The 17,008-nt window shown below is 67.0% G+C and carries 12 protein-coding genes; all 12 read right to left on the bottom strand.

Translation table 11 applies throughout. The annotated features are described in order from the left end of the window. Positions 1–10: 10 nt before the first annotated feature. Positions 11–2,137, bottom strand: a complete 2,127-nt coding sequence (fusA, locus tag ACVW19_RS20075; RefSeq protein ID WP_457460712.1) for an elongation factor G — start codon at positions 2,135–2,137, stop codon at positions 11–13. Positions 2,138–2,176: 39 nt separating this feature from the next. Continuing rightward, positions 2,177–2,647 (bottom strand): 30S ribosomal protein S7, encoded by a 471-nt coding sequence (gene rpsG, locus ACVW19_RS20070; RefSeq protein WP_181650348.1) that lies wholly within the window; start codon positions 2,645–2,647, stop codon positions 2,177–2,179. Positions 2,648–2,649: 2 nt separating this feature from the next. Beyond that, positions 2,650–3,021: a 30S ribosomal protein S12 gene (gene rpsL / locus ACVW19_RS20065; RefSeq protein WP_003948652.1), complete on the bottom strand. Its 372-nt coding sequence runs from the start codon at positions 3,019–3,021 to the stop codon at positions 2,650–2,652. A 328-nt stretch (positions 3,022–3,349) separates the two neighbouring features. Beyond that, entirely contained in the window at positions 3,350–3,823 is a 474-nt protein-coding gene (locus ACVW19_RS20060) for a DUF1707 and DUF4190 domain-containing protein (protein ID WP_457460711.1), read from the bottom strand. A 300-nt stretch (positions 3,824–4,123) separates the two neighbouring features. Then, positions 4,124–8,023: a DNA-directed RNA polymerase subunit beta' gene (locus tag ACVW19_RS20055; protein WP_457460710.1), complete on the bottom strand. Its 3,900-nt coding sequence runs from the start codon at positions 8,021–8,023 to the stop codon at positions 4,124–4,126. Positions 8,024–8,134: 111 nt separating this feature from the next. Next, entirely contained in the window at positions 8,135–11,620 is a 3,486-nt protein-coding gene (gene rpoB, locus ACVW19_RS20050) for a DNA-directed RNA polymerase subunit beta (protein WP_457460709.1), read from the bottom strand. A gap of 627 nt (positions 11,621–12,247) precedes the next feature. Then, the gene (gene rplL / locus ACVW19_RS20045) at positions 12,248–12,631 is read right to left on the bottom strand and encodes a 50S ribosomal protein L7/L12 (RefSeq protein WP_457460708.1); all 384 of its coding nucleotides are present in this window, start codon (positions 12,629–12,631) and stop codon (positions 12,248–12,250) included. 114 nt (positions 12,632–12,745) lie between these two features. Further along, on the bottom strand, positions 12,746–13,276 hold the full coding sequence (gene rplJ / locus ACVW19_RS20040) for a 50S ribosomal protein L10 (RefSeq protein ID WP_457460707.1): 531 nt from the start codon (positions 13,274–13,276) through the stop codon (positions 12,746–12,748). Positions 13,277–13,595: 319 nt separating this feature from the next. After that, entirely contained in the window at positions 13,596–14,429 is an 834-nt protein-coding gene (locus ACVW19_RS20035) for a DUF1396 domain-containing protein (protein WP_457460706.1), read from the bottom strand. Positions 14,430–14,572: 143 nt separating this feature from the next. Further along, positions 14,573–15,514 (bottom strand): hypothetical protein, encoded by a 942-nt coding sequence (locus ACVW19_RS20030; RefSeq protein WP_457460705.1) that lies wholly within the window; start codon positions 15,512–15,514, stop codon positions 14,573–14,575. 153 nt (positions 15,515–15,667) lie between these two features. Further along, on the bottom strand, positions 15,668–16,393 hold the full coding sequence (gene rplA, locus ACVW19_RS20025; RefSeq protein ID WP_109381538.1) for a 50S ribosomal protein L1: 726 nt from the start codon (positions 16,391–16,393) through the stop codon (positions 15,668–15,670). An 84-nt stretch (positions 16,394–16,477) separates the two neighbouring features. Beyond that, a complete protein-coding gene (gene rplK, locus ACVW19_RS20020) occupies positions 16,478–16,912 on the bottom strand; it encodes a 50S ribosomal protein L11 (RefSeq protein WP_004984556.1) in 435 nt (144 codons plus the stop codon). Positions 16,913–17,008: the final 96 nt, after the last annotated feature.

The raw sequence follows: 17,008 nt of genomic DNA, 5'->3' as shown, positions 1-17,008 counted from the left end.
ACGGAGTCCGTTACTCGCCCTTGGCCTTCGCGATGATCTCCTCGGCGACGTTCCGCGGAACCTCGGCGTAGGAGTCGAACTGCATCGAGTAGCTTGCGCGACCCGACGTCTTGCTGCGGAGGTCCCCGACGTAGCCGAACATCTCCGAAAGGGGCACGAGGCCCTTCACGACGCGAGCACCGGCCCGCTCCTCCATGGCCTGGATCTGGCCACGGCGGGAGTTGATGTCGCCGATGACTTCACCCATGTAGTCCTCGGGCGTGGTGACCTCGACGGCCATCATCGGCTCGAGGAGCACGGGCGAAGCCTTGCGCGCGGCCTCCTTGAAGGCCTGCGAACCGGCGATCTTGAACGCGAGCTCGGAGGAGTCCACCTCGTGGTAGCCACCGTCGAGAAGCGTGACGCGGACGCCCGTCATCTCGTAGCCGGCGAGGATACCGAACTGCATGGCCTCCTGCGCACCGGCGTCCACCGAAGGGATGTACTCCTTCGGCACACGGCCACCGGTCACCTTGTTCACGAACTCGTACGAGGCGTCGCCGCCCTCGATGGGCTCGATCGCGATCTGCACCTTGGCGAACTGACCGGTACCACCGGTCTGCTTCTTGTGGGTGTAGTCCACGCGCTCGACGGCCTTGCGGATCGTCTCGCGGTAGGCGACCTGCGGCTTGCCGACGTTGGCCTCGACCTTGAACTCACGGCGCATGCGGTCGACCAGCACCTCGAGGTGCAGCTCGCCCATACCACCGATGATGGTCTGGCCGGTCTCCTCGTCCGAGTGGACCTGGAAGGACGGGTCCTCCTCGGCCAGGCGCTGGATCGCGACGCCCAGCTTCTCCTGGTCGCCCTTCGACTTGGGCTCGATGGCGACCTGGATGACCGGCGCCGGGAAGTCCATGGACTCCAGGATCACCGGCTGCTTGTCGTCGGACAGCGTCTCACCGGTGGTGGTCTGCTTCAGGCCCATGACGGCGACGATGTCACCGGCGACCACCGACTCGATCTCCTCACGCTTGTTGGCGTGCATGCGGTAGATCTTGCCGATGCGCTCCTTCTTGCCCTTGACGGAGTTCAGCACGGCGGTGCCGGACACCAGGCGGCCCGAGTAGACCCGGACGAAGGTGAGCTTGCCGAGGTGCGGGTCGCTCATGATCTTGAACGCGAGGGCCGACAGCGGCTCGTCCTCGGACGGCTTGCGCTTGATCACGACCTCGGGGTCCTTGACGTCGTGGCCCTCGATGGCCTCGATGTCGACCGGGGTCGGGAGGTAGCGCACGACCGCGTCGAGCAGGGGCTGAACGCCCTTGTTCTTGAACGCGGTGCCGCAGAACACCGGGGTGATGGTGGTGTCGGTGGACTTGCCGGACGCGATGGTGATGCGACGGATCGCGGCGTGCAGCTGCTCCTGGGTGGGCTCCTGGCCCTCCAGGTACAGCTCCATGATCTCTTCGTCGTTCTCCGCGACGGCCTCGATCAGCTTGCCGCGCCACTCCTCGGCGGCCTCGGTGTGCGTGGCCGGGATGTCGACGACGTCGTACATCTCGCCCTTGGCGGCCTCGGCGGACCACACGAGCGCCTTCATGCGGACCAGGTCCACGACGCCGTGGAAGTCGGCCTCGGCACCGATCGGCAGCTGCATGACCAGCGGCTGCGCACCCAGGCGGTCCTTGATCATGTCGACGCAGCGGTGGAACTCCGCGCCGGTACGGTCCAGCTTGTTGACGAAGCAGATACGCGGCACACCGTAACGGTCGGCCTGACGCCACACCGTCTCGGACTGCGGCTCGACACCGGCGACACCGTCGAACACGGTCACGGCACCGTCGAGCACGCGCAGGGAACGCTCCACCTCTACGGTGAAGTCGACGTGCCCCGGGGTGTCGATGATGTTGATCGTGTAGTCGTTGTCCTCGAGCGGCCAGTGACAGGTCGTCGCAGCAGAGGTGATCGTGATGCCACGCTCCTGCTCCTGCTCCATCCAGTCCATCGTGGCGGAACCCTCGTGGGTCTCGCCAAGCTTGTACGACACGCCGGTGTAGAACAGGATCCGCTCGGTGGTGGTCGTCTTGCCCGCGTCGATGTGGGCCATGATCCCGATGTTGCGGACCTTGGCCAGGTCAAGTGAAGTGGTAGCCATAAGGCTTCAGTCTTCTCTCGGTCTCGATGTGGGTAGCGACTACCAGCGGTAGTGCGCGAAGGCCTTGTTGGACTCGGCCATCTTGTGCGTGTCCTCGCGCTTCTTCACAGCGGCACCGAGGCCGTTGCTGGCGTCGAGGAGTTCGTTGAGCAGACGCTCGGTCATGGTCTTCTCGCGACGGGCGCGGGAGTAACCGACCAGCCAGCGCAGCGCCAGGGTGTTGGCACGGCCGGGCTTGACCTCGATCGGCACCTGGTAGGTGGCGCCACCGACACGGCGGGACTTGACCTCGAGGGTCGGCTTGATGTTCTCGAGAGCGCGCTTCAGCGTGATGATCGGGTCGTTGCCCGTCTTCTCGCGAAGGCCCTCCATGGCGCCGTAGACGATGCGCTCGGCGGTGGAGCGCTTGCCGTTCATCAGCACCTTGTTGATCAGGGAGGTCACCAGAGGAGAACCGTAGACCGGGTCGATGATGACCGGGCGCTTCGGGGCGGGGCCCTTACGAGGCATTCTTACTTCTCCTTCTTGGCGCCGTAGCGGCTGCGGGCCTGCTTGCGGTTCTTGACACCCTGGGTGTCGAGGGAGCCGCGGATGATCTTGTAGCGAACACCCGGCAGGTCCTTCACACGGCCGCCGCGCACGAGCACGATGGAGTGCTCCTGCAGGTTGTGTCCCTCACCCGGAATGTAAGCAGTGACCTCGATGCCGCTGGTCAGACGCACACGCGCGACCTTACGGAGGGCCGAGTTCGGCTTCTTCGGGGTGGTGGTGAACACACGCGTGCAGACGCCACGGCGCTGGGGCGAACCCTCGAGTGCGGGCGTCTTGTTCTTCTCGACCTTGTCCTGCCGGCCCTTACGGACCAGCTGCTGGATCGTAGGCACTACTTCTCCGGTTTCTGTGTGCCGATAGGTACAGCTAACCTGGAACGTCACCGACCCACGCGGTCGGGTGTGTCGAATCCCGCGGACTCCCGCCGCAAGGCAGAAAGAAGCGCATGATCGCGGTGGCCGTTCACAGCCCCCGGCGCGGTCTGACGGCACGCGCGGAGGCCAGGGCACACCCCAGGCACAAGGTCTGAGCGTACCTATAGCATTGGCTGCGGTCAAAACAAATGGGCCGTCATCCCGCCTCCGCGCGGAGCGAGTGAAGCCCGCGAAAGCGAACGATCTTCGAAAGGGTGACCCCGGCCCCTTTCCGCTCCCCCACGCGTCACACCGACGCGACACCGAACATGACCAACAGGAACAGGAAAGCGGCCCAGCCGGCCGTGGACAGCCAGCCGAGCACCAGCCCGGCCACCGCGAGCCCGTCCCCCTGCTCCCCAGAGCGCCGGATCTCCGCACGGGCCATGTGCCCCAGCACCACGGCCGGGATGCCGGTCACCCCGCCCGTCGCCAGGCACAGCACCCCGCACACCATCGACCCGATCGCCTTCTCGTTGGTCTTCTGCCGGGGCAGGAACGTCGCCGGCGCCATGGGAACGGCGTGCTGCTGCATCACCGCGGTCTGCGGCACGGGGCCCTGCGGCAGATCGGCCACCAGCAGCGAGAGATCCGCCACCGTACGGGCCTGGTAGGCCCGCGCCACCCGCCGCTCGAGCTCCTGCTGGTCCAGACGGCCCTCCGCGTACCCGGCCCGGAGCACGTCCACGGTGCGCTCCCGGTCCGCGTGCGAGGCCAGCATCGGGGGCCCGCCCGGCTGCGGCCCGCCCGGTCCACCCCACGGCTGTGGAGTGCCTCGCCCCTGCCAGGGCTGCCACGACGGATACGGCGACTGCGACACCAGGTACCTCCCCCGACTGCACACGTCATTCCATCATGCGCCCGCGCAAAGCCTTACGGCATGGGCTGCGCGTCACGAAACCGGTACAGGTCACCGGTGCAGGTCACTCCTGCACCTCACCGGTACGGGTCGCGGGACGCCGCAGGGCGGCCGCCCCATGGTGTACGGGGTGACCGCCCTGCGGTACTTCAGGCGACTCGCCTACTGGTTGTACGGACCGTAGTCGTAGTCCTCCAGCGGAACGGCCTGGCCGGAGCCCGTGCCGAACGGCGAGTAGTCGATGTCGTCGTAGCCGACGGCCGAGTACATCGCGGCCTTGGCCTCCTCGGTCGGCTCGACCCGGATGTTGCGGTAACGGGACAGGCCCGTACCGGCCGGGATGAGCTTACCGATGATGACGTTCTCCTTGAGGCCGATCAGGGAGTCGGACTTGGCGTTGATCGCCGCGTCCGTGAGGACCCTGGTCGTCTCCTGGAAGGACGCCGCCGACAGCCACGACTCGGTCGCCAGCGAGGCCTTGGTGATACCCATCAGCTGCGGACGACCGGAGGCCGGGTGACCGCCCTCCTGGACCACACGACGGTTCTCGGTCTCGAACTTCGAGCGCTCGACCAGCTCGCCGGGCAGCAGCTCGGCGTCGCCGGACTCGATGATCGTCACACGGCGGAGCATCTGCCGGATGATGATCTCGATGTGCTTGTCGTGGATCGACACACCCTGCGAGTTGTAGACCTTCTGGACCTCGCCGACCAGGTGGACCTGGACGGCCCGCTGACCCAGGATGCGCAGCACGTCGTGCGGGTTGGTGGCACCCACGGTGAGCTTCTGGCCCACCTCGACGTGATCGCCCTCGCCGACCAGCAGACGGGCGCGCTTCGAGATCGGGAACGCCGTCTCGTCGCTGCCGTCGTCCGGGGTGACGACGATCTTCTTCGTCTTCTCGGTCTCCTCGATCCGGACGCGGCCGGCGGCCTCGGAGATCGGGGCGACACCCTTCGGGGTACGGGCCTCGAAGAGCTCGACGACACGCGGCAGACCCTGGGTGATGTCGTCACCCGCCACACCACCGGTGTGGAAGGTACGCATCGTCAGCTGGGTACCGGGCTCACCGATGGACTGGGCGGCGATGATGCCGACCGCCTCACCGATGTCGACCAGCTTGCCGGTGGCCAGCGAACGGCCGTAGCACATGGCGCAGGTGCCGACGGCGGACTCGCAGGTCAGGATCGAACGGGTCTTGACCTGCTCGACACCGTGGTGCACCAGCTGCTCGATGAGCACGTCACCGAGGTCGACGTTGGCCGGCGCGATCACCTTGCCGTCGATGACGACGTCCTCGGCGAGCATGCGGGCGTAGACGCTGGTCTCGACGTCGTCCGCCTTGCGCAGGGTGCCGTCGGCCTCCCGCGTGGCGATCCGCAGCTTCAGACCGCGGTCGGTGCCGCAGTCCTCCTCGCGGATGATGACGTCCTGGGAGACGTCGACCAGACGACGGGTGAGGTAACCCGAGTCGGCGGTACGCAGAGCGGTGTCCGCCAGACCCTTACGGGCACCGTGCGTGGAGATGAAGTACTCCAGCACGGACAGACCCTCACGGAACGAGGCCTTGATGGGCCGCGGGATCGTCTCGTTCTTCGCGTTCGACACCAGACCACGCATACCGGCGATCTGACGCATCTGCATCATGTTGCCTCGTGCGCCCGAGTTCACCATCATGAAGATCGGGTTGGTCTTCGGGAAGTTGTCGTTCATCGCCTCGGCGACCTCGTTGGTCGCCTTGGTCCAGATCGCGATGAGCTCCTGCGTGCGCTCGTCCTTGGTGATCAGACCGCGCTCGTACTGCTTCTGGACCTTCTCGTCCTGCGCCTCGTAGCCGTGGACGATCTCCTTCTTCGCCTCGGGAACGACGACGTCGGAGATGGCGACGGTGACGCCGGAGCGGGTCGCCCAGTGGAAGCCGGACGCCTTCAGGTTGTCGAGCGTCGCCGCCACGATGACCTTCGGGTAGCGCTCGGCGAGGTCGTTGACGATCTCGGAGAGCTGCTTCTTGCCGACCTCGTAGTCGACGAACGGGTAGTCCTCGGGCAGCAGCTCGTTGAAGAGCGCACGGCCCAGGGTGGTGCTCAGCCGGAAGCTGTCACCCTGCTGCCACTCCGGCTCATCCGCTTCACGCGCCGGCGGCATCCAGTTGCGCGGCGGGATGGTGCCGACCGGGAAGCGGACGTCGATCTTCGACTGGAGCGACAGCTCGCCCGCGTCGAAGGCCATGATCGCCTCGGCGACCGAGGAGAAGGAACGCTCCTCGCCCTTGAGCTCACGCATCTCGCCGTCGGTGGTGAGGAAGAACAGACCGAGGACCATGTCCTGGGTCGGCATCGTCACCGGACGGCCGTCGGCCGGCTTGAGGATGTTGTTCGAGGACAGCATCAGGATGCGGGCCTCGGCCTGCGCCTCCGCGGACAGCGGCAGGTGCACGGCCATCTGGTCACCGTCGAAGTCCGCGTTGAACGCGGTGCAGACGAGCGGGTGGATCTGAATGGCCTTGCCCTCGACCAGCTGCGGCTCGAAGGCCTGGATGCCGAGGCGGTGCAGCGTGGGCGCACGGTTCAGCAGAACCGGGTGCTCCGCGATGACCTCTTCAAGGACGTCGTACACGACCGTGCGGCCGCGCTCGACCATGCGCTTGGCGCTCTTGATGTTCTGCGCGTGGTTCAGGTCGACCAGGCGCTTCATCACGAACGGCTTGAACAGCTCCAGCGCCATCGCCTTCGGCAGACCGCACTGGTGCAGCTTCAGCTGCGGACCGACGACGATCACGGAACGCGCGGAGTAGTCCACGCGCTTGCCGAGCAGGTTCTGACGGAAGCGGCCCTGCTTGCCCTTGAGCATGTCGGACAGCGACTTCAGCGGACGGTTGCCGGGGCCCGTCACCGGGCGGCCACGACGGCCGTTGTCGAAGAGCGCGTCGACGGCCTCCTGGAGCATGCGCTTCTCGTTGTTCACGATGATCTCGGGCGCGCCGAGGTCGAGAAGCCGCTTCAGGCGGTTGTTGCGGTTGATCACGCGGCGGTACAGGTCGTTCAGGTCGGAGGTCGCGAAGCGGCCACCGTCCAGCTGCACCATCGGACGCAGGTCCGGCGGGATGACCGGCACGCAGTCCAGCACCATGCCCTTGGGGCTGTTGCTGGTCTGCAGGAACGCGGAGACGACCTTGAGGCGCTTGAGCGCACGGGTCTTCTTCTGGCCCTTGCCGGTGCGGATGATCTCGCGGAGACGCTCGGCCTCCTCCTCGAGGTCGAAGGACTCCAGGCGCTTCTGCAGCGCCGCGGCACCCATCGAGCCGTCGAAGTACGTGCCGAAGCGGTCACGCAGCTCGCGGTAGAGCAGTTCGTCGCCCTCCAGGTCCTGGACCTTGAGGTTCTTGAACCGGTTCCACACCTCGTCGAGACGGTCGATCTCGCGCTGCGCGCGGTCGCGCAGCTGCTTCATCTCACGCTCGGCGCCCTCACGCACCTTGCGGCGCACATCGGCCTTGGCACCCTCGGCCTCGAGCTCGGCCAGGTCGGTCTCGAGCTTCTTGGCGCGGGCCTCCAGGTCGGCGTCGCGACGGTTCTCCACCTGCTGGCGCTCGACGGAGACGTGCGCCTCCAGCGAGGGCAGGTCGCGGGTGCGGCGCTCCTCGTCGACGTACGTGATCATGTACGCCGCGAAGTAGATGACCTTCTCCAGGTCCTTCGGGGCGAGGTCGAGCAGGTAGCCGAGGCGCGACGGAACGCCCTTGAAGTACCAGATGTGCGTGACGGGCGCGGCGAGCTCGATGTGGCCCATCCGCTCACGGCGCACCTTGGCGCGCGTGACCTCGACGCCACAGCGCTCGCAGATGATGCCCTTGAAACGGACGCGCTTGTACTTGCCGCAGTAGCACTCCCAGTCCCGGGTCGGACCGAAGATCTTCTCGCAGAAGAGCCCGTCCTTTTCCGGCTTGAGGGTGCGGTAGTTGATGGTCTCGGGCTTCTTGACCTCGCCGTGGCTCCACTGACGGATGTCGTCAGCGGTGGCCAGGCCGATCCGGAGCTCGTCGAAGAAGTTGACGTCGAGCACTATGCGTCAATCCCTCTCAGGGTCGTAAGTCGTGGGGTCTGAAACGGGGGTCCTGGGGCCGGCCGGAGGTTCAGGGATCTTCATCGCTGAACCTCCGGACCGAAACTCCCGTCAGACCTCTTCGACGCTGCTCGGCTCGCGCCGGGACAGGTCGATGCCGAGCTCCTCCGCAGCGCGGAAGACGTCCTCGTCGGTGTCACGCATCTCGATGGACATGCCGTCGCTGGACAGCACCTCCACGTTCAGGCACAGGGACTGCATCTCCTTGATGAGGACCTTGAAGGACTCGGGGATGCCCGGCTCGGGGATGTTCTCGCCCTTGACGATGGCCTCGTAGACCTTCACACGGCCGGTGACGTCGTCGGACTTGATGGTCAGCAGCTCCTGGAGGGCGTACGCGGCGCCGTACGCCTCCAGCGCCCACACCTCCATCTCACCGAAGCGCTGGCCACCGAACTGGGCCTTACCACCCAGCGGCTGCTGGGTGATCATCGAGTACGGACCGGTCGAGCGGGCGTGCAGCTTGTCGTCGACCAGGTGGTGCAGCTTGAGGATGTACATGTAGCCGACCGAGATCGGCTCCGGGAACGGCTCACCGGAGCGGCCGTCGAACAGCCGCGCCTTACCGCTCGGGAGCACCATGCGCTCGCCGTCGCGGTTCGGGATGGTGTGCTGCAGCAGGCCGGCCAGCTCGTCCTCGCGCGCACCGTCGAAGACCGGGGTGGCGACGTTGGTGCCGGGCTCGACGCGGTCGGCGCCGATGTTCTGCAGGCGCTCGGCCCATTCCTCGGCGAGGCCGGAGACGTCCCAGCCGCGGCTGGCGAGCCAGCCGAGGTGGATCTCCAGTACCTGTCCCGGGTTCATTCGGGACGGCACACCCAGCGGGTTGAGGATGATGTCGACCGGGGTGCCGTCCTCCAGGAACGGCATGTCCTCGATCGGCAGGATCTTCGAGATGACGCCCTTGTTGCCGTGGCGGCCGGCGAGCTTGTCACCATCGGTGATCTTGCGCTTCTGCGCGACGTAGACGCGCACCAGCTGGTTCACACCGGGGGGAAGCTCGTCGCCCTCCTCGCGGTCGAAGACGCGCACGCCGATGATCTTGCCGATCTCGCCGTGCGGCACCTTCAGCGAGGTGTCACGGACCTCACGGGCCTTCTCACCGAAGATCGCGCGCAGCAGGCGCTCCTCGGGGGTCAGCTCGGTCTCACCCTTGGGCGTGACCTTGCCGACGAGGATGTCGCCGGCGACGACCTCGGCACCGATGCGGATGATGCCGCGCTCGTCGAGGTCGGCGAGGACCTCCTCGGAGACGTTCGGGATGTCCCGGGTGATCTCCTCGGGGCCGAGCTTGGTGTCACGGGCGTCGACCTCGTGCTCCTCGATGTGGATCGAGGAGAGGACGTCGTCCTGAACGAGGCGCTGCGACAGGATGATCGCGTCCTCGTAGTTGTGACCCTCCCACGGCATGAACGCGACCAGCAGGTTCTTGCCGAGCGCCATCTCGCCGTTCTCGGTGGCCGGACCGTCGGCGAGGACCTGGCCCTCGACGACGCGGTCGCCCTCGTTGACGATGACCTTCTGGTTGACCGAGGTGCCCTGGTTGGAGCGGGCGAACTTGGCCAGGCGGTACGTGATGTACGTGCCGTCGTCGTTGGTGGTGGTGATGTAGTCCGCGGAGACCTCCTGGACCACACCCGCCTTCTCGGCCTTGACCACGTCACCGGCGTCGGCGGCGGAGCGGTACTCCATGCCGGTGCCGACGAGCGGGGCCTCGGACCTGATCAGCGGCACGGCCTGACGCATCATGTTCGCGCCCATGAGGGCACGGTTGGCGTCGTCGTGCTCGAGGAAGGGGATCATGGCGGTCGCGACCGACACCATCTGGCGCGGCGAGACGTCCATGTAGTCGACCTCGTCGGGGCTGACGTAGTCGATCTCGCCGCCCTTGCGGCGGACCAGCACGCGGGCCTCGGCGAACCGCAGGTCGTCGGTGAGCGGCGCGTTGGCCTGCGCGATGACGAAGCGGTCCTCCTCGTCGGCGGTCAGGTAGTCGACGTCGTCGGTGACCTGGCCGTCGCTCACATTGCGGTAGGGGGTCTCGACGAAACCGAACGCGTTGACCCGGCCGTAGGAGGCGAGCGAGCCGATCAGACCGATGTTCGGGCCTTCGGGCGTCTCGATCGGGCACATGCGGCCGTAGTGCGAGGGGTGCACGTCACGGACCTCGAAGCCGGCCCGCTCACGGGAGAGACCACCCGGGCCGAGCGCGGACAGACGACGCTTGTGCGTCAGCCCGGACAGCGGGTTGTTCTGGTCCATGAACTGGGACAGCTGGCTGGTGCCGAAGAACTCCTTGATGGAGGCGACGACCGGCCGGATGTTGATCAGGGTCTGCGGCGTGATCGCCTCGACGTCCTGCGTGGTCATGCGCTCACGCACGACGCGCTCCATCCGGGCCAGACCCGTACGGACCTGGTTCTGGATGAGCTCGCCGACGCTGCGCAGGCGGCGGTTGCCGAAGTGGTCGATGTCGTCCGTCTCGACGACGATGGTCTGGCCGCTGTCGCCGACGGTCTCGATCTCACCGGCGTGCAGCTTCACCAGGTACTTGATCGTCGAGATGACGTCCTCGACGGTCAGCACGCCCGCGTCGAGCGGCGCGTCGGCACCCAGCTTCTTGTTGACCTTGTAGCGGCCGACCTTGGCCAGGTCGTAGCGCTTGGGGTTGAAGTAGAGGTTCTCGAGCAGCGTCTGCGCGGCCTCGCGGGTGGGGGGCTCGCCCGGACGCAGCTTGCGGTAGATGTCGAGCAGCGCGTCGTCCTGGCCCTGGGTGTGGTCCTTCTCCAGGGTGGCGCGCATGGACTCGTACTCGCCGAACTCCTCGAGGATCTGCTCGGTGGTCCAGCCGAGCGCCTTGAGCAGGACGGTGACGGACTGCTTGCGCTTGCGGTCGACGCGGACGCCGACCATGTCGCGCTTGTCGATCTCCATCTCCAGCCAGGCACCCCGGGACGGGATGATCTTGGCGGAGAAGATGTCCTTGTCGGACGTCTTGTCGATGCTGGAGTCGAAGTAGACACCCGGCGAACGGACCAGCTGCGACACCACGACACGCTCGGTGCCGTTGATGACGAAGGTGCCCTTGTTCGTCATGAGCGGGAAGTCGCCCATGAAGACGGTCTGGGACTTGATCTCGCCGGTCTCGTTGTTGGTGAACTCGGCGGTGACGAAGAGCGGCGCCGCGTACGTGAAGTCACGGTCCTTGCACTCGTCGATGGAGTTCTTCGGCGGCTCGAAGCGGTGGTCGCGGAAGGTCAGCGACATCGACCCGGAGAAGTCCTCGATCGGGGAGATCTCCTCGAAGATCTCCTCCAGACCGGACTTGGTGGGGACATCCTGACCGTTCTCCAGAGCGGCCTCGACGCGAGCCTTCCAGGCGTCGTTGCCGAGCAGCCAGTCGAAGCTCTCGGTCTGCAGCGCGAGAAGGTTCGGAACCTCGAGGGGCTCCTTGATCTTTGCAAAGGAGATGCGCAGCGGGGCGGTGCTGGCGGCGTTGTTCGTATTCGCGGTCGAGGCATTGCGCGAGGCGGCCAAGAGGGGGTCCTTCCGAGGGCTCGGACTCACTACGCGCGTGCCGGCCCCCCACGGGACACGGTGCCAGACACCTCTCCATCCGACCGGAAAAGGCCAGGTCAGAGAAGTCTGATCGTCTGTGCTCAAGTGAGGGCAGACCCCTGGTGACGGGCAGGGGACAGCTAACAGGCAGCGCAAAGGGTCAGTGTAGCCACTTGGCACACTGATGTCCAGTGCGGGTTTTCGAGACCCTCAGAGGCCCTCGTTGTTCTCAACTCCTGCGGCACGGTCATGCCCTCGACGCACCGTGATACTGCCCTCTTCGCCGTCGATCCATGCCTCGGATTCGGATGCTTGTTGACGACGCGTCCTGAGAATTGCGCGCTGCGTGCGGTTCGTCAAGGCCCCCCTTGCCCGAACCGCCTCTCAACAGGCGACTCTTCGCGGCCCGCGGAGGTCCGCATCGAAGATCACCATACCCCCCGCCGTCCCAGGGGCAAGGCAGCCGCCGCCGGGCCCCGGACACACCGAGGAGCGACCACCCGGATGGATGATCGCTCCTCGGCGCTTACGCGTTACACGTCCTGTTGGACGCGGTGCGGAACCGGCTCAGCCGGGCCGCGGGAGTCCTGTCGGACCCGGAAGGTCTTACTTGACCTCGACGGAGGCGCCGGCGCCCTCGAGGGCCTCCTTGGCCTTGTCGGCGGCTTCCTTGTTGACCTTCTCGACGACGGGCTTCGGCGCACCGTCGACCAGGTCCTTGGCCTCCTTCAGGCCGAGGGAGGTCAGCTCGCGCACGACCTTGATGACCTGGATCTTCTTGTCGCCGGCGCCGGTGAGGATGACGTCGAACTCGTCCTTCTCCTCGGCAGCCTCGACCGGGGCGGCCGGGCCGGCCGGGCCGGCGACGGCGACCGCGGCGGCGGCGGTGACGTCGAACTTCTCCTCGAAGGCCTTCACGAACTCGGAGAGCTCGATGAGGGTCATGCCCTCGAACTGGGCCAGCAGCTCGTCCTGGGTGAGCTTCGCCATGATGGCGGTCCTTCCACTAAATCGGCAGGTGCCGGATGTACTGGGTGAGGCGGGCGTACGTCGGGCCCGCATCGACCCTCACCTCATGCGGTGAGGATCGGAAAGCGAGCCGAATTACTCGGCACCGCCCTGCTCGTCCTGCTTGGCACGGAGCGCGTCCACGGTGCGGACGAGCTTCGACGGCAGCGCCTGGAAGAGCTGAGCAGTCTGGGACTGCTTGCCCTTGAAGGCACCGGCCAGCTTGGAGAGCAGAACCTCGCGGGACTCGAGGTCCGCAAGCTTCTTGATCTCGTCGGCGGACAGCGCCTTGCCGTCAAGGACACCGCCCTTGATGACGAGATTCGGGTTGTCCTTGGCGAAGTCACGGAGACCCTTCGCCGACTCCACCGGGTCACCGGTGACGAAGGCGACCGCCGTCGGACCAGCGAAGAGCTGGTCGTCCAGCGTGATCCCGGCCTCGTTGGCCGCAATCTTGGTCAGCGTGTTCTTCACCACGGCGTACTGGGCGTTCTCACCGAGCGAACGACGCAGCGTCTTGAGCTGCGCCACGGTGAGACCGCGGTACTCGGTCAGCACGGCGGCGTTGGAGCTGCGGAACTTGTCCGTCAGCTCGGCAACCGCAGCAGCCTTGTCGGGCCTCGCCATAGAGCCTCGGCCTCCTTCCGGGTGATTCGGACCGCGCGGACCCGAAGGAGGACTGGGAAAAACGAAACGCCCCGGGCGCAGGCGCACGGGGCGAGGCTCAACCGGTGATTCGCATCCTCGCGGCAGCGAATTCCGGGAACTCTTCCACTGTCACCTGCGCGGGTCGTCCGCAGTTCAGCGGATCCTTCGGCCACCGCACTCTCTGACGAGAGGACGGCAACAACCAGCGGTCTTTGGCTTCTTCAGGAGAGTACGGGAACGGATCGCCGCGAGGCAAATCCGCTCCCCGGGACCAGCTCACCGGTCCAGTCCGGGCCGGTCAGCCCTGCTCGGCTTCCTTCATCATCTCGGCCAGGTCGGCGGTCTCCTCGGCCGGCGGGGCCTCGACCGTCACCGGCTTGTTGACGTCGAGGAACTTGATGGTCATGTCCAGCGGGCCCTGGGTGGCGTCGCCGCGCATCCGGAACTGCTTGGTGTGGTCCTCGCCGTCGACCCACATGTCCATCGTGAGCGATTCGACGCCCATCTTCTCGTACTGCTCGATGCTCTTCTCGCCGGTCTCGGCGGCCTTCGCGTCCTTGTCCTTGAGCGAGGCGCGCAGGTCGTCGAGGGTGACGGTGCCCGAGTAGTGGGTGGTCTCGACCCCGTCGATCTTCTCGGTGCCGACCTTCTTCACGTCCTTGGCGCCGGTGAGGAAGGTGGACTCGGCGGCCGGGTTCTGCTCGGCCTGGCCGGGGGCGCCGAGCTCGTTCAGCTCCGCGTCGGCACCGAGCTCGGCCAGGTCGAACTTCATCCAGCTCTTGCCGTCCATCTCCTTGGCCATCTCGGCGCCGCCGCCGATGTACATGGCCTTGTCGACGAGCCGGATCTCCACCTTGCCCTGCGTACCCGCGTCGGGCGCCGTCATCTGCATGCTCATGGCGACATCGGGCTTGACCCGCATCGAGGCCTCCGCCTCGATCTTGCCCTGCGCCGGGACCTCACCGGTCATCGTGTACCGGAAGGACGTGATGTCCTCGGTGTTCTTCGCCGCCTTGGCCACGGCCGCCGCCGGCGTCATCTCGGGCGACTCCTCCGAGCCACTGGAACAGCCGACCGCGCCGGCCGCAAGAACGAGTGCGGTGAGTCCGGCGGCAGGTATGGAAGTTCTCATCGAATCCCCCCAGGTCTTCGGTTCCCCCCAGGGAACACATAGCTTGTACACAGCAAGGTTTTTGACCCTATCCCACACCTCTGACAGCGGCCTTCGAGTTCCGCCCGAGGCTCCCGGCCGGCCTGGCAGGGGATGCGGCGGGCTCAGGGGGCGGTGCGCCGGCCGTCCAGCACGTTCGTGGCGTCCTGGGTGTCGGCGGCGGGGGGAGCCTCGGTCGTCACCTTCACGCCGTAGTCGGCGTAGTACGCGGTCTGGGTGAGCCGACCCGTCGCCGTCTCCGCCCGCTCCACCTTCTTGACCAGCAGGTTCCGGTCGTCGACCCAGACGTCCACCGTCTGGGTGGTGACCCCGGCCCTGACCAACTGCTCCTTCAGATCCGCCAGTTCGGCCGACCGTCCCGTCCCGGGGCCCGGGGTCCGGGTCTTCAGGCGGGTCGGCTCCACCGTGCCCGAGTAGCGCGTGGCGGGCGTGCCCCGTACCCGTTCCTCACCGACCCTCCGCACGTCGCCGGAGGCCAGCAGCAGCTTCACGCACTGCTGGGGTGTGAAGCCGCGGATCTGGTCCCCGAGACCGGCGGCTTCGCCGCCGGCGATGTCCTCTAGGTCGTCGTGGCCGTACCGGAGCCAGTGCCCGCCGCCCGTCCGCGCGGCGAACGTGTCGCCCACGCGCGCGTAGTAGGCGTCGGGCAGGTAGCGGGCCTCCATCGACGTGCTGCCGAGGCGGCGCATGGCGTCGGCCACCGCGCCGTCCGTGTACGTGATGGTCAGGGTGCCGATGAGGTCGTCGCCCCAGGCGAGGGTGCCGTCGGCCGTCATGGACATCAGCGAGCCCATGGCCGTGGTGGACTCGACGCGGGCGGAGCCTGCGCCGGCGGTGGAGCGCTCGGCGGACCGCAGCGCCGTGACGGACCGCAGGCGGGACGCCTCGTCCCGCTGTCCGGCGCCGGTGTCGGCACCACGGCCGCCAAAAGGGCCGGGGGCGGCCGAGGAGGTGCAGGCGGAGATCGTGGTCAGCGTGGTCAGCGCCGCGAGCGCGATCGTCGCCGCGAGCACGAGGCCCGTACGGCGCACGGTGGTGATCGTCATCGGTCCCGGTCCCACCCTCTCCCGTGCGAACCCCGTGGCCGCACCGTAGCGCAGACCATCCGGCACACGTACCGGAACCGGAACGGGCCCCGCGCCCGCAGCAGGGACGCTGCGGGCGCGGGGCCCGTGACCGATCGGGACGAGCCGTCAGGCTCAGACCGCCGCCGGGTCCTCCTCGACGAGGAGGTTGCGGGTGCGGTTCGGGTCGAGCGGAATGCCCGGGCCCATCGTGGTCGTCATCGAGGCCTTCTTGATGTAGCGGCCCTTCGCGGCGGACGGCTTCAGACGGAGGATCTCGTCCAGCGCGGCGCCGTAGTTCTCCACCAGCTTGGTCTCGTCGAAGGACGTCTTGCCGATGATGAAGTGCAGGTTCGAGTGCTTGTCGACGCGGAACTCGATCTTGCCACCCTTGATGTCGTTGACAGCCTTGGTGACGTCCGGGGTCACGGTGCCGGTCTTGGGGTTCGGCATCAGACCACGGGGACCGAGCACGCGGCCGAGGCGGCCGACCTTGCCCATGAGGTCCGGGGTGGCGACGACGGCGTCGAAGTCCAGACGGCCCTTCGACACCTCGTCGATCAGTTCGTCGGCGCCGACGATGTCGGCGCCCGCGGCACGCGCGGCCTCGGCACGGTCGCCGGTCGCGAAGACCAGGACCCGGGCGGTCTTGCCAGTGCCGTGCGGGAGGTTCACGGTGCCACGGACCATCTGGTCGGCCTTGCGCGGGTCGACACCCAGACGGAAGGCGACCTCGACGGTGCCGTCGAACTTGGACGTGGAGGTCTCCTTGGCGAGACGGACGGCCTCGAGCGGGGCGTACTGCTTCTCCCGGTCGATCTTGGCGTCCGCAGCGCGGAGAGACTTGCTGCGCTTGCTCACTTAAAGCTCCTGTGGGTTCTTAGGAGTCGTGGTCCGGGCCGAGCGGGCCCTTCCACACTTCTGCTTGGCTTACGGGGGTGGAGGTCAGCCCTCGACCGTGACGCCCATGGAACGGGCGGTGCCGGCGATGATCTTCTCGGCGGCGTCCAGGTCGTTGGCGTTCAGGTCGGGCAGCTTGGTGGTGGCGATCTCGCGGACCTGGTCACGCGTGATCTTCGCGACCTTGGTCTTGTGCGGCTCGCCGGAGCCCTTCTCCACGCCCGCGGCCTTGAGGATCATCTTCGCGGCCGGCGGGGTCTTGGTGATGAAGGTGAAGGAACGGTCCTCGTAGACCGTGATCTCCACCGGGATGACCCAGCCACGCTGCGACTCGGTCGCGGCGTTGTAGGCCTTGCAGAACTCCATGATGTTGACGCCGTGCTGACCCAGCGCGGGGCCGACCGGCGGAGCCGGGTTGGCGGCACCGGCCTGGATCTGGAGCTTGATGAGCCCCGTGACCTTCTTCTTCTTGGGAGGCATGGCTCTCCGGGTCCTTTCCATTCGGGTCCTGCCTGCGCGACGGGACCAGCCCGGACGCAGGCATACCGCACAACGATAGCGGGTATGGATGTGCGG

This window comes from Streptomyces sp. TE5632 (assembly GCF_054061295.1).
The sequence above is the reverse complement of the archived record's forward strand: the minus strand, read 5'-3'. Positions and strand labels throughout refer to the sequence as shown.